10 protein-coding genes and 1 tRNA gene are annotated in these 14,255 nt (G+C 39.9%); 4 read left to right on the top strand and 7 right to left on the bottom strand.

The window, feature by feature from the left end; translation table 11 throughout:
* The first annotated feature begins 110 nt into the window (after nt 1-110).
* Both NYP54_RS07825 and NYP54_RS07820 read left to right on the top strand, forming a co-directional pair.
* Nucleotides 111-3,116 (top strand): FAD-binding and (Fe-S)-binding domain-containing protein, encoded by a 3,006-nt coding sequence (locus tag NYP54_RS07825; protein ID WP_283157526.1) that lies wholly within the window; start codon nt 111-113, stop codon nt 3,114-3,116.
* A 106-nt stretch (nt 3,117-3,222) separates the two neighbouring features.
* Nucleotides 3,223-3,299: transfer RNA gene (locus NYP54_RS07820), tRNA-Arg, on the top strand.
* Between the two features lie 53 nt (nt 3,300-3,352).
* Here the strand turns inward: NYP54_RS07820 and NYP54_RS07815 are convergent.
* The 7 genes from NYP54_RS07815 to rpsU form a co-directional block, all read right to left on the bottom strand.
* Nucleotides 3,353-3,796, bottom strand: a complete 444-nt coding sequence (locus tag NYP54_RS07815) for a regulatory protein RecX (protein WP_283156040.1) — start codon at nt 3,794-3,796, stop codon at nt 3,353-3,355.
* The gene (recA, locus tag NYP54_RS07810; protein ID WP_117002904.1) at nt 3,783-4,811 is read right to left on the bottom strand and encodes a recombinase RecA; all 1,029 of its coding nucleotides are present in this window, start codon (nt 4,809-4,811) and stop codon (nt 3,783-3,785) included. The genes NYP54_RS07815 and recA overlap by 14 nt, the downstream gene beginning before the upstream one ends.
* An 87-nt stretch (nt 4,812-4,898) precedes the next feature.
* Nucleotides 4,899-5,288, bottom strand: coding sequence for a YcfL family protein (locus tag NYP54_RS07805; RefSeq protein ID WP_283156039.1), 390 nt, complete (start codon nt 5,286-5,288; stop codon nt 4,899-4,901).
* Between the two features lie 56 nt (nt 5,289-5,344).
* Nucleotides 5,345-7,258, bottom strand: a complete 1,914-nt coding sequence (gene rpoD / locus NYP54_RS07800) for an RNA polymerase sigma factor RpoD (protein WP_117002906.1) — start codon at nt 7,256-7,258, stop codon at nt 5,345-5,347.
* 343 nt (nt 7,259-7,601) lie between these two features.
* Complete coding sequence (dnaG, locus tag NYP54_RS07795) at nt 7,602-9,386, bottom strand: DNA primase (RefSeq protein WP_283156038.1); 1,785 nt, start codon at nt 9,384-9,386, stop codon at nt 7,602-7,604.
* Nucleotides 9,387-9,395: 9 nt separating this feature from the next.
* On the bottom strand, nt 9,396-9,842 hold the full coding sequence (locus NYP54_RS07790) for a GatB/YqeY domain-containing protein (protein ID WP_117002908.1): 447 nt from the start codon (nt 9,840-9,842) through the stop codon (nt 9,396-9,398).
* Between the two features lie 193 nt (nt 9,843-10,035).
* Nucleotides 10,036-10,248: a 30S ribosomal protein S21 gene (gene rpsU / locus NYP54_RS07785; RefSeq protein WP_117002909.1), complete on the bottom strand. Its 213-nt coding sequence runs from the start codon at nt 10,246-10,248 to the stop codon at nt 10,036-10,038.
* A gap of 647 nt (nt 10,249-10,895) precedes the next feature.
* Between rpsU and NYP54_RS07780 the strand changes: the two genes are divergently transcribed.
* Entirely contained in the window at nt 10,896-12,452 is a 1,557-nt protein-coding gene (locus NYP54_RS07780; protein WP_117003064.1) for an ATP-binding protein, read from the top strand.
* A 171-nt stretch (nt 12,453-12,623) separates the two neighbouring features.
* A complete protein-coding gene (locus tag NYP54_RS07775; protein WP_283156037.1) occupies nt 12,624-14,192 on the top strand; it encodes an ATP-binding protein in 1,569 nt (522 codons plus the stop codon).
* The last annotated feature ends 63 nt before the right edge of the window (nt 14,193-14,255 follow it).

Raw genomic sequence — 14,255 nt, 5'->3', positions numbered from 1 at the left:
CCGAATGTGCCTCTTGAATTAAAACAATATTCTCAAAGCACAATGCTTGACAAGCAAAAGGGCTTGGCGGGATACTAGTGCGATATAAAATATCTGTACGCAATGACGTGATGCTGCCTATTCTTGATAAATTTTCCACTGAACATGCTCACTGCAAAGAGTTTACCAATGAACTACTAACCTTAGGCTTTAAAGGTGATATACAGCATGATTACGCCACCCGAGTCAGTAGCTCAATTGATAATAGTATCTATCAAGTCGTGCCTGAGCTTGTTCTTTTCCCTAAAGAGCAGGCTGATATTCTCAAGATTTTCACCTTGGCAAATAGCAAAGCCTTCCAGACACTTAAGTTTAGCGCACGCGGTGCTGGCACTGGTACCAATGGTCAATCGCTAACTTCTGGCATCATTATTGATACTAGTCGCTATATGAATAATATTTTAGAGATTAATCTAAAAGAAAATTATGTTTCAGTTGAGCCTGGTGTTGTCCTTGATCAACTGAATGAAGTGCTGGCACCACACAAAGTGTTTTTTGCACCTAATCTATCACCAAGTAATCGCGCTACGATCGGTGGCATGGCAAGCACAGATGCTTGTGGTAAAGGCTCACGTATTTATGGGCGCACCAGTGAACACTTATTGGAATTAGAGTGTGTACTTAGTGATGGCGAGGGTGTGTCATTTGAAAAAATAGATGCCAATAATCTCGATACACTTATCGATGAGCACTCTAGGCGACACTCATTGTTGAGCAAAATATATCAATCCGTAGCAACTGAAGTGATTGCCCAATATGACAAGATCACTGAGCAATTTCCAAAACTTGACAGATTCATGACGGGATATAATCTTGCTAAGTGTTATGATCCGCATGAACAGAGTGTTAATCTTAATTATCTGATTTCAGGCGCTGAAGGCACGTTGGCATTTATTACCAAGCTTAAGTTAAAGCTCACTACTATTCCAAGCCACAAAGTCTTATTTGCCATTAGCTATAGTGATTTTGACTTGGCATTACGCGATGCTAAAAATCTATTGAGCTTAAACCCTGCAGCAATCGAAACCATTGATGATAACATCCTTAAACTGGCTAAAGAGGATGAGATTTACCCACAAATTCGCCCCATGCTAGAAGTGCATGCAAATCATGACATTGCAGCCATTAATCTAATTGAATTTATTGCCCATAGCGATGAAGAGTTAAGCGCTAAAACTCAACAAGCGAGAGAACATCTAGACACACAAGAACGTAGCTACCACCTTGCAACCGATAGTGATGAAATGGCTGTACTATGGGAGCTTCGCAAAAAGGGAGTGGGCTTATTAGGTGCAATGAAAGGTGCTAAAAAGCCGATTCCATTTATGGAAGACACTGCTGTCCCACCTGAAAATCTTGCTGATTATATTGTTGAATTAAGAGCGCTTTTAGATAGTTATAATCTGCGTTATGGGATGTTTGGTCACGTTGACGTTGGCTGCTTGCATATGCGTCCCGCCTTGGATATGAATGACCCGAAAGATCAAGCATTGGTTGTTAAATTAACCAAAGAGGTCAACGATCTTGTCAAAAAGTACGGTGGCGTTTATTGGTCAGAGCATGGCAAAGGCTTTAGAAGCGAATACGTCAAAGACTATTTTGGTGATGAGTTACATACTTCTTTACAGAAAATCAAAAAAGCATTTGATCCGTATAATAAACTAAATCCAGGTAAAATCGTTGTGCCTTTTGCCAGCGATGACGAATTGGTTAAAGTCAATGGGCCCTTTCGTGGCACCGAAGACGCCAAGGTTGATAGTAACACCCAAAAGCTGTTCTCAGGCGCATTTGATTGCAATGGCAATGCCGCTTGCTTAAATTACCATCCTGATCAAGTGATGTGCCCATCGGCAAAAGTGTCACATAACTGGGTATACTCACCCAAAGGACGTACCGCGCTTTTACGTGAATGGTTAAAACAACTTGCTGAAAAAGACTATAAGCCTAGTCCATTTTCGACTGCTTCATCCACTAAAAAACAAATCGTCAATAAGAATGACTTTTCTTACGAGGTCTATCAATCACTCGATAAATGCTTAGGCTGCAAAGCTTGTGCCACTGCTTGCCCAATCAAGGTTGATGTGCCAGCGATGAAACCGATGTTTTTAGCAGAATATCATAAACGCTACAAGCGCCCTTTAAAGGACTATGCGATTAAATATGTCGAACAAACGGCTAAATGGCAAAGCTTAAGCCCATCGTTTATGAACTCAGTACAGTCCGCACCATTTATAAAGACATGGATCAACAATAAACTTAAGCTTGTTGACGCGCCACTGCTCTCTCAAGAAACCCTAAAAGCAGGTCTTAGAAAGCGTAATGCGCCAAGCTTTAGTATTGAAAAGTTAAAAGAAAAACAAGCAATCAACCCACAAAAAACAGTTTGTATCGTTCAAGATGCGTTTACTAGCTTTTACAACGCTGAAGTTGTCTTGTCAGTATATGACTTATTAACAAAACTTGGGTTTTATGTCTTTGTATTGCCCTTTTATGAAAATGGTAAAGCCGCACACGTTAAAGGGTTCTTGACTTACTTCCACAAAAAGGCTGCACGAGCCACTGCCTTTTATAATCAAATTGCTCGTTTAAATGTCCCGCTTATTGGTATTGATCCGAGCATGACCTTGGTCTATCGTGATGAATATCGCACGGTGTTAAAAGACCAAGTACAATTTAAAGTTGAGCTATTACAGGAATGGCTTGTCAAACAGCTGCCAGCTATTAATATTAAAGCCAAAGATCATGCGACAACATTATCCTTACTAGCCCACTGCTCAGAGCGCACGCTTGCTGCAGTATCGATGCTTCACTGGCAAAAAATATTTAAAGCCTTTGGCGCTAAGCTCATGATTGAAAAAGTTGGTTGCTGTGGCATGGCAGGCACTTTTGGACATGAAAAAGATAACCTTGCGTTATCCAAAGAGATTTATGCTTCAAGCTGGCAAAAGAAAATAGACTCAAGAGATCAAAGCAAGCAATATCTGGCGACAGGCTTCTCTTGTCGCTGTCAGGTTAAACGTTTTAGCAATAAACAATTACAGCACCCTGCCGTTCACCTTTTAGAGTTGATCAATTAAGTTAAAAAATCAAAATCTTTGTGGGATTCGGGCATATGTTACTGGATTTTAATGATGATTTTTGCTAACTTCACAGCCCTGCAAGGTTATTAGCTTGCAAAGTTATGCACCCGTAGCTCAGCTGGATAGAGCGTTGGCCTCCGGAGCCAAAGGTCGGACGTTCAAATCGTCTCGGGTGCGCCAACTTTAAAGCTTAATAAGCAATGGAAAAGAAGCCTATTTGATTTCAACTTAGTTCAAGAAGACACAACTTCCAACGCCACACCTAAACTATGTCCTTGGCGCTGTAGGTACTGCAAGCGTTTTTGTTTCTCTTTTTGGTCTTGCGCTTTATCGTGATATTTTTTTTGATAGCACAAATGAGCTTGTTCAAACCAATCAACATCCAACTCATTAAGTACCTTTTCAAAAATAGTAATATCTATCCCTTTTTCATAAACAAGCTTTTGTTTAATCCGCAATAGCCCATAGTGTTTATACAAAGCACTTTTAATCATAAGCTCGGCACAGCGCTCATCTGATTGCCATTGATTATCGACAAACTCTTGTAATAAGCTCTCAATCTCGGTCAACGGGATATGGTTGCGCTGAATTAATTTTTGCTTTAGTTGCGCATAGCAGTATTCTTGCTTGGATAACAGATAAAAAAGATAATCGCGCTCGCTATTATTCTTCGGCATCGCTGGCTACTGATTTTTCCTTTGCCGTATTCGGTAGCAAGGTCGTCATTAATGCTTTGTGTAAACTCTCCTTAACCTGAGGATTTTCTTTCAGATACACACGCACATTATCTTTCCCTTGTCCAATTCGATCACCATTGTAGCTGTACCATGCACCAGCTTTATCGACTAGGTTATATTTAACCCCAAGATCAATTAACTCTCCTTCAAGAGACGTTCCTTCACCATAGAGAATATCAAACTCTGCCTGCTTAAATGGTGGCGAAACTTTATTTTTAACGACTTTAACCTTGGTCTCATTCCCTAAAATTTCCTCGCCTTTTTTAATCGGGCTACCACGACGAATCTCTAAACGCACTGATGCGTAGAACTTCAAAGCATTACCACCTGTGGTTGTTTCAGGGTTGCCAAACATCACACCGATCTTCATACGAATCTGGTTAATGAATACAACTAATGTATTAGAACGCTTAATATTTGCTGTTAATTTACGTAAGGCTTGTGACATTAAACGCGCCTGCAAACCCATATGTGAATCACCCATTTCACCTTCAATTTCGGCTTTTGGTGTCAATGCAGCAACCGAGTCAACAACAACAATATCAACACCACCTGAACGCACCAACATATCAGTAATCTCAAGCGCTTGCTCACCTGTATCTGGTTGTGACACGATCAGGCTTTTAAGGTCAACGCCCAAAGCTTCGGCATATACCGGATCAAGCGCATGCTCAGCATCAATAAAGGCAGCTGTTCCGCCATTTTTTTGGCACTGGGCAATGGCTTGTAGTGTCAGCGTTGTTTTACCTGAAGATTCCGCGCCATAAATTTCAACCACACGTCCTTTTGGTAAACCACCAACCCCTAGAGCGATATCTAAACCAATTGATCCTGTGGAAATAACATCAATATCTTTAGCTAAATCGGTATCACCCATACGCATAATTGAGCCTTTGCCAAACTGTCTTTCAATTTGCGCTAACGCTGAGTTTAATGCTTGTTCTTTATTGCTCATAAACTTCCTCGAATAGATAAATATTTAAGATTTAAAACACGGGAATTAATGTAACATTTATGCGGAATGAACAAAAGGGATAATGCTCTACACGCGACAAAAAGAAATATTGTAGCTTGTAGCATCTGGTGTTGGCGCGCTAAAGGTAATCATCTTTTGTAAATCACCATACACCTCTACTGGCGTCCATGGCTGTGGTTGTCCGACATTAAAGCCACTTTTATCTAGCCATTGCACTTGATACTGGAAGTTTTGAGTTGCTGATTTTTTGTTTTGCACCAAAACTTGCCCTTGGATGGTATCACCTGCTGATGTTCTTACCACTGGCTGCATGGCTTTGAGCTGACCAAATCCAGAACCAAAACTCTCTGCAGATGTTGCATTGGCTGGAATTGTAATACAACGACTGGCGCACCCTGTTAACCCTAACGCTAACAAGGTAGCAACACTTGCATATTTAAGCTTAATCATATCCATCTTTATAACTCCTTTGATACGTAAATAAACAGTATTAGCTGAAATAAAAAATACACTTATGATGATTCAGATAAGAAACTCTTTAACGTTTCTGAGCGCGATGGGTGTCTTAACTTACGTAGTGCCTTTGCCTCAATCTGACGAATACGCTCACGCGTCACATCAAATTGCTTACCAACTTCCTCTAACGTGTGATCGGTATTCATATCAATACCAAAGCGCATACGCAAAACTTTTGCCTCACGCTCGGTTAGTGTGCTTAGAATATCTTTAGTCACTTCACGCAAACTCTCGCTTGTCGCGCTATCCACTGGTGAATCAGATACTGAATCTTCAATAAAGTCACCTAAATTAGAATCTTCATCATCACCAATGGGTGTTTCCATTGAGATCGGCTCCTTGGCAATTTTCATGATTCTACGAATCTTATCTTCTGACATATCAATATGTTGGCTTAACTCCTCAGGAGTCGCTTCTTTACCCGTTTCCTGTAAGATTTGACGCGAAATACGATTAAGCTTATTAATCGTCTCGATCATATGTACAGGAATACGAATCGTGCGTGCTTGATCGGCAATTGAACGGGTAATTGCTTGGCGAATCCACCAGGTTGCGTAAGTAGAAAACTTATAACCACGACGGTATTCAAACTTATCAACCGCTTTCATCAAGCCAATGTTCCCTTCTTGAATCAGATCCAAGAACTGTAAGCCTCTGTTGGTGTATTTCTTAGCAATTGAAATCACCAAACGCAAGTTAGCCTCAATCATCTCTTTTTTAGCGCGTCGAGCTTTTGCTTCACCTACGGAAATACGTTTGCTCGCTTCACGCAAATCATAAATTGACATATCCGCACGATCTTCAATTAATCCTAGTTTGACCTGAATTGCTTTAGCATCTTCAAGCACATTGACAAGATCCGGATGCTTATCAATACAGCCATCTAACCAGTCCGTATCGGTCTCACGCCCTTGGAAACGTGATACGAAATACTGCTTAGGCATCTTGCCTTTTTCAACACACAAACGCATGATTTTACGATCATGTCCGCGAATTTCAGTCACCAAGCCACGAATCGAGTTAATCATGCGGTTTAATTGCGCACTGGTATAACGCATACTTAAAAATAACACCGATACTTCACTGGCTGCATTAATATATGCTTTACTGCCTACTTCTTGATCTAGCAGGTAATTAAACTTAGCTTCAAGCTCAGCAAATTTTTGTGCTGCCACTTCAGGGTCAGGACCGGTGTCTTCCGCAGTATCAACCGTACCACTGCTTGACTCCTCTTCTTCATCGTCAGCACTACTTTCTTCTGTTTGATTTTCCTCTAAAGTATCTTCTGGATTATCAAGCATGGAACCGACATCTGTGCCTGATGCATCAATTTCATCGCCCTCATTGAAGCCTGAGATTAAATCAGAGAATTTAATAAACTTATATAACGGAGTTTCCTCTCTTTCTTCATCCTCAAGCTGCATATGATCTTCACGTGCTGCATCGGTTAAGTCTTGATAGCGACCTAATAATGATTTAATGACATAAGGGTACTCAGACAGCGCATTAAGTACCTCTTTAGTACCTTGCTCAATCCGCTTAGCAATTTCAATCTCACCAGAGCGCGTTAATAGATCAACCGCGCCCATTTCTCGCATGTACATTCTAACAGGGTCAGTCGTGCGTCCAAAATCACCATCAGAAGATAAAGCCTGTACCGCATCATCATCTGATGTGTTTTCTGATTCAGCTTCGAGTAATAACAAATCTTCCGCATCAGGTGCAGATTCAAACACCTTAACGCCGACATCATTGATCATCTGAATCACTTCTTCGATGCGCTCAGGGTCAGTAATCTCATCGGGCAAATAATCATTAACATCGGCATAGGTCAAATAGCCTTGCTCACGTCCCAACGCTAGCAATTCTTTGATTCTTGAGAGCTGTTGTTCTTTTGTTTGATCTGACATTAAAATCTCACTTCTTAAGTTTCTTAACTACTTAACTACTTATTTACTGAAATTATGCACTTTCTCTCTTTCAACACCCCGCCTCGCAAGCTAGGCACCCCCTCTTGCAAAGAGGGGAATGTAAAATCAACCTTTGCCCAATTCCCCTCTTCACAAGAGGGGTGGCAGCCGCAGGCTGACGGGGTGTTTTTAAAGTCATAGTTTTTTCTAAAATGCGTAACTTCAGTTATTTACATCGCTAAGCGCGCGCATGAAAAGCGACCTATCAACGTCCAAATCACATCGATGATCACACCCAATACACTTACCCCTTTGGCGATTTAGCAACATAAATCAAGTGTAGCTATATTTTTTCTACTTTGTATAAAATTGCTTGCATTCTTTGTTTTTCTGTCGTTGTTAAGATAGATGTTTTTGCTTTTAATATCAGGTGTTCTAATTCGTTTTGACATGCCTGCTTCATTATCTTATCTAACATCGCCATTAATTCATCAATAAGCTGCACTGCATCAAGCTCACTTTGTGCTTGCAATAGCTGATAGAAATACGCCTTAAATTGCGGATATTTTTCAACAAGCATTTGCACGAGCACAGCAGAAGACAGCCCGCTATTTTGCCTGATTACTCTCAAAGCATCAAGCAAAATAAAGTGCTGCTCTGTTACACACTCAAATTCTACTGCCGGTTGCGCACTTAACGCATCATGCACTTCTGTTGGCATACTTAACAAATATGCTAATGCTTTCTCAACTAGGCTCAGCTTATTAGCGTTTAACTGCCAACGTTTTAGCTGCATGTTGTTATCATTTTGTTTTACATCATGCGCCTTTTGTTTGATCATTCGTTGCAACTGCAACGAAGACACATCAGTTGCTTTCGCTAACTGCTCAATAATCATCAGCGTATAGGTACTTTCAGGAATGGCTTTTAGCACTCGCTTTGACTCTTCAATCAATTGCGCCAGGCTATCCGCGCTAGTTAAATCATATTTACCTAATAGATTTTGGATAAAGAAATCTGCTGCACTTAAGGCTTCTTTTAAGGCACTTCTAAAACCTTCTAGTCCCCTTTCTTTGATAAATGAATCAGGGTCATGTTCTTTAGGCAATAGCAAAAACCGTGCTTTTTTATGCTCATCAAGCACAGGCAGCACCATCTCAAATGCCCTTAACGCTGCATTTTGCCCAGCTGTATCACCATCAAAGCATAAAATAATCTCTGAAGTGTGGCGAAACAATGTCTTTAAGTGTGATGCTGATAAAGCAGTTCCTAATGTCGCAACTGCTGTGGTATAGCCATGTTGATGTAAGCCAATGACATCCATATAGCCTTCAACCACCATGATGTGCTCAGGATTTTTATGCTGCTCTTTAAGCTCATATAAGCCATATAGCTCATGACTTTTAAAAAAAACCGGCGTTTCAGGCGAGTTAAGATATTTAGGATTCGCATCTTTATTCGGCAGCACGCGCCCACCAAATCCAACAACTGAACCTTTACGATTGCGTATCGGAAACATTAAGCGCTCACGAAAACGATCATATGCTCCACCCTTATCTTTACGAATCACTAAGCCTGCCTGATCCAAAACATCCAGTGAAAATTGTTTTTTCAGCACATCATACAATGCTTGCCATTGATTGGGCGCATAACCCATCTGAAAATATTTCGCTGTTTTTGCCGAGAGTTCTCGCGATTTAATATACTCGATAACCTCATCTTTATCGGTATCAAAACGCAAACACCATTGAAAATATTTATTCGCTGCTTGTAAAGCATCATAAATTGATTGCGTCAGTTTATCTTTGGATTGATCTTTCGCACTTTGGTCATAAGGCACTTCAAGATTCTGCATTAATGCAAGCTCTTCAACTGCCTCAATAAAACTCAAGCTATTATAATCTGCAATAAAATCAATGACATCACCCGAGGCATGACAGCCAAAGCAGTGATAAAGTTGTTTGTCGGGACTGACTGAAAATGATGGCGTTTTTTCATTGTGAAACGGGCAGCACGCCATGAAATTTTTGCCCGTTTTTTTGAGCGTGACATATTTTGAAATAACGTCAACAATATCCGCTGATGCGACGATTTGACGGATGAAATCAGCGGGAATATTCCCCTTCATGACAGCGTTTTACGATAATTGTGATTTGATCATTGAACCAACTTTGCCCATATCAGCGCGACCGTTAAGCTCTGCTTTAATCACACTCATAATCTTACCCATATCTTTCACCGAAGAGGCACCAACTTCTAAAATAGCACGCTGGATAATCTCAATAATCTCATCTTCTGATAATGGTTTTGGCAAATAAACTTGTAAAATCTCGATCTCATCAAGTTCTTTTTGCGCAAGCTCTTCTCTGCCAGCACGTTTAAATTGCTCTGCAGAATCTTTGCGCTGCTTGATCATTTTAGTCAGGATACTGATCACATCATCCTCAGTTACTTCAACACGTTCGTCGACCTCTTTTTGCTTAAATGCCGCCAACGCCATACGGATCGTTGATAAACGGTTTTTATCTTTGTTTTTCATTGAGGTTTTCATATCTTCAACAAGACGCGCGCGTATTTCAGACATTTGCTAAATCCTAACAGTTTTGTTTATTTGATAAATTTTATATATACCCATAAAAAACTTCTTCGACACCTAACACCGCAAAATGAATTACAATGGATATATTTTTTAGTTTGCATAAATAGAACAGCCAACTACACCGTTAAAGCATAGCTGGCTGACTATTTATTGCAATCTTTTTTACTTCTCTTACTTCCTAGCGGCGAGCTGCTGCTGGAGTTGAACGCATAGACTGCTTCATTGAACGCTTAACTGCTGCTGCTTTTTTGCGCTTGCGCTCCCATGTTGGCTTCTCATAAAATTCTCTACGACGAAGTTCAGAAACGATTCCCGCTTTTTCACAGCTACGTTTGAAACGGCGCAACGCAACATCAAATGGTTCTGTTTCTCTTACACGTACTGCTGGCATACATCTCACCTCGCTTAAATGCCATCTAAATTTTTCTTAAAATCAATTATCTAATTTACACGCTTCTGATTCATTTTATTGAACACTCTAAAGACAGCTAAAATTAAATGCGCGCTAAGTCTACAAACTTTTCTTTTAAAAGGCAAATGACTTTTGCAAAAAATTCGGTAACCGTTTACTTTAATTCAATACGTTGAACAAAGAAAAGCACCAGAGTTACAAAGGAGACAACACTTTTGGTATTTTGCAGCATTCCACTCATCACTTAGAACATATTTCAATCTAACAATGTTCTCGCTATACTAAGCCACAATCCCAGCTCACAGATTCTAATAAATGCCAAATCATACGAATTGTTGCAATGAATAAATTATTACTATCAGGCGCGATACTCTAAGTTTCGATTTGCAAGCTAGCGCGCTGTGGGGTGGACGAGGCAATCCAGTTCTGTCATGGACGATAACCTAGCAACCGCAACAACCTGTCATTATTCACGAATCACCTTTGCCATCGATCATTACCATCCATGGCAGCTACGCATTGGACCTGGACACCCCTGACTTACGAATGACTCTGCTATTCCTAAGTCATGCGTTCTTTGCTACACTCTATGTCAACGATGGCTTTACTTCAGACATAATAAGTGCATGAAAAAATTACCAATTGGCTACTCAACCCTAGCTGAAATGATTAACGGCAATACATTTTATGTCGATAAAACCAAACATATTCATGAAATAGCCTCTCAGGGCAAATATTACTTCTTATCTCGTCCACGACGCTTTGGTAAGAGCCTCACTATTGACACCTTAAAGCAGCTATTTCTTGGCAAGCATGAGCTGTTTAAAGGCTTATATATTGAAGATAAATGGGATTTTAATGAAGTGTTTCCTGTCATTCACTTTAGCTTTGGCGGCTCTAAGGCGATCAATAGCGAAAAAACCTTGCTCGAAATTATTGACCAGACATTACTTAATACCGCCAAGGCGTATGAAATTGAACTCCCCAACTTAGAGTACAGCGCTCAATTTGATGTATTAATCAAAGCATTAAAACATAAATATAATCAACGCGTCGTATTCTTAGTCGATGAATACGACAAACCCATTCTCGATGTCATTAGCGAGTCTGATAAGGCACTGCGCAATCGCGAGATCCTTAAAGGACTGTATAGTGTTATTAAAGACAACGATGCCTGTTTACGCTTTGTCTTTTTAACCGGAGTGTCTAAGTTTTCTAAAGTGAGCCTGTTTAGTGGTTTGAATAACCTAAAGGATATCTCCTTTCACTATCGCTATGCAGATTTATGTGGCTACACCCAAGAAGAGTTAGAAAGCACCTTCGATGACTATCTACACGACGTTGATCTTGGCAAACTCAAAGCCTGGTACAACGGCTATAATTTTGCAGGTTCTGAAAAGCAAAAAGTCTATAACCCTTTTGATATCTTGCTCTTTTTTGACAATGCTAATCAGTATCAAAATTACTGGTTTGAAACCGGAACACCGAGTTTCCTGCTTAAGATTATCGAACAGCAACGCGCAATTATTCCTGATCTTGAGAATTACGAAGCAAATTTAAACATTATCAATAGCATCGATGTTGACAGTATTCCTATCGCAGGATTAATGCTGCAAAGTGGTTATTTGACCATTAAAGACACCATCGACTATGGTGGCCTACTATGGTATCGATTAGGCTATCCCAATCTTGAGGTACGTAGCAGTATTAACCAGCACTTTACCAAGCTAGGCACAACCACCGAAGCCGCCAATGCTAATCAGCTTGCTATTAACCGTGCGCTATTAAGCGATGATTGGCAGCAATTTGCTAAAGCCATTCAAAGCTTTTATAGCAGCATTCCCTATGATTACTATAGCAAAACACCATTACATCGCTATGAAGGTTATTATTGCGCGATTATTTATAGCTATTTTGCCGCCCTTGGTTATGACGTTAAACTAGAAGATCATACCTCTGAAGGTCGCATCGACATGTCGATTATTATTACGGGTAAAAAAGTCATTATTTTTGAGTTTAAGGTCAGTCAAGGTGAAGATTTGGCCGCAAAAGCCGTACAGCAGATTATCGATAAAAACTATGCGTTGAAATTTACCCATCTTGAGCTACCAATCTACCAAGTGGGGATTTCATTTGACTATAACTTACGGACAATCAATGGTTTTGAGGTTGTTGAAAAATAACCAAAGGAATTATTCACAAAAAACCACCGCCATTGATTATTACCATCCATGGCAGCTGACGCATTGGATCTGGACACCCCTAGCTCACGGATAACTCTGCTATTCCTAAGTCATGCGTTCTTTGCTACACTCTATGCCAGTAATGGTTTTACTTAAAGACATAATAAGCGCATGAAAAAATTACCAATTGGCTACTCAACCCTTGAGAAAATGCGTCAACCCAATATGATTTACGTTGATAAAACCAAGCATTTACTTAATTTAATTGAGCAAGATGCTTATTACTTTTTATCCCGTCCGCGACGCTTTGGTAAGAGCCTCACTATTGACACCTTAAAGCAGCTATTTCTTGGCAAGCGTGAGCTGTTTAAAGGCTTATATATTGAAGATAAATGGGATTTCAATGAAATATTTCCTGTCATTCATTTTAGCTTTGGGCGATCTAAAGCCGTGTTTTCTGAAGAGTCCTTACTACAATGGATTAGCCGTGAGTTAAGCGATAATTCTAAACGTTATAATGTTGAGTTAGACACTAGTATGCACTATGATCTACAACTTGATCAGCTCATTAAAACCTTATATCAAAAATACAATCAACGCGTTGTATTTTTGGTCGATGAATACGACAAACCCATTCTCGATGTCATTAATGAATCCGATAAGGCGCTGCGCAATCGCGAGATTCTCAAGGGTCTTTACAGTGTCATCAAAGATAATGATGCTTGTTTACGCTTTGTCTTTTTAACTGGAGTATCTAAGTTTTCTAAGGTAAGTTTATTTAGTGGTTTAAACAATTTGGAAGACATCTCCTTCCAAGCACGATTCGCTGATCTATGTGGCTACACCCAAGAAGAGTTAGAAAATACTTTCGATGATTATCTACCCAATGTTGATCTTGGCAAACTCAAAGCCTGGTACAACGGCTATAATTTTGCAGGTTCTGAAAAGCAAAAAGTCTACAACCCTTTTGATATCTTGTTATTCTTTAGAAATCAACAGTATCAAAGTTACTGGTTTGAAACTGGTACACCCACTTTTTTAATCAAGCTCATCAGCAAACGCCGCGACATAATTCCTGAGCTTGAGAATTATGAAGCGACGCCTGATGCGTTAAATAGCATTGATGTCAACAATATCCCAATTGCAGCATTAATGCTGCAAAGTGGTTATCTAACGATAAAAGAGCAATTTTATTTTGGTCAAGATCTTTGGTATCGTTTAGGCTACCCAAATTTTGAAGTGAAAACGGCCCTAAATAGACAACTGACCAAAATTGGGCTTACTCAGGAAGATGCCACCGCCAATCAACTTGCCATTAACCGTGCGCTATTAAGCGATGACTGGGATCAGTTTGCTAAAGCCATTCAAAGCTTTTACAGCAGCATTCCCTATGATTACTATACCAAAACACCATTACACCGCTATGAAGGTTATTATTGCGCAATTATCTATAGCTATTTTGCTGCCCTTGGTTATGACGTTAAACTAGAAGATCACACCTCTGAAGGTCGTATTGATATGTCGATTATTATCACGGGTAAAAAGGTCATTATTTTTGAGTTTAAGGTCAGTCAAGGTGAGGACTTAGCAGCAAAAGCTGTACAACAGGTTATCGATAAAAACTATGCGTTGAAATTTACCCATCTTGAGCTACCAATCTACCAAGTGGGTATTTCGTTTGACTATAATTTACGGACAATCAATGGTTTTGATGTTATTGAAAGACAATCAAAGATTTGACATGGACAAAACCTAGCACACAACAGCAAGCCAAGAAACGCTGTAAAATAGCTTCTTATGGGT

The sequence above is a fragment of the Cysteiniphilum sp. QT6929 genome, from assembly GCF_030035755.1.
Lineage (GTDB): Bacteria > Pseudomonadota > Gammaproteobacteria > Francisellales > Francisellaceae > Caedibacter > Caedibacter litoralis.
Note: the sequence above shows the minus strand (reverse complement) of the source record. Positions and strands in the feature narration are given on the sequence as shown.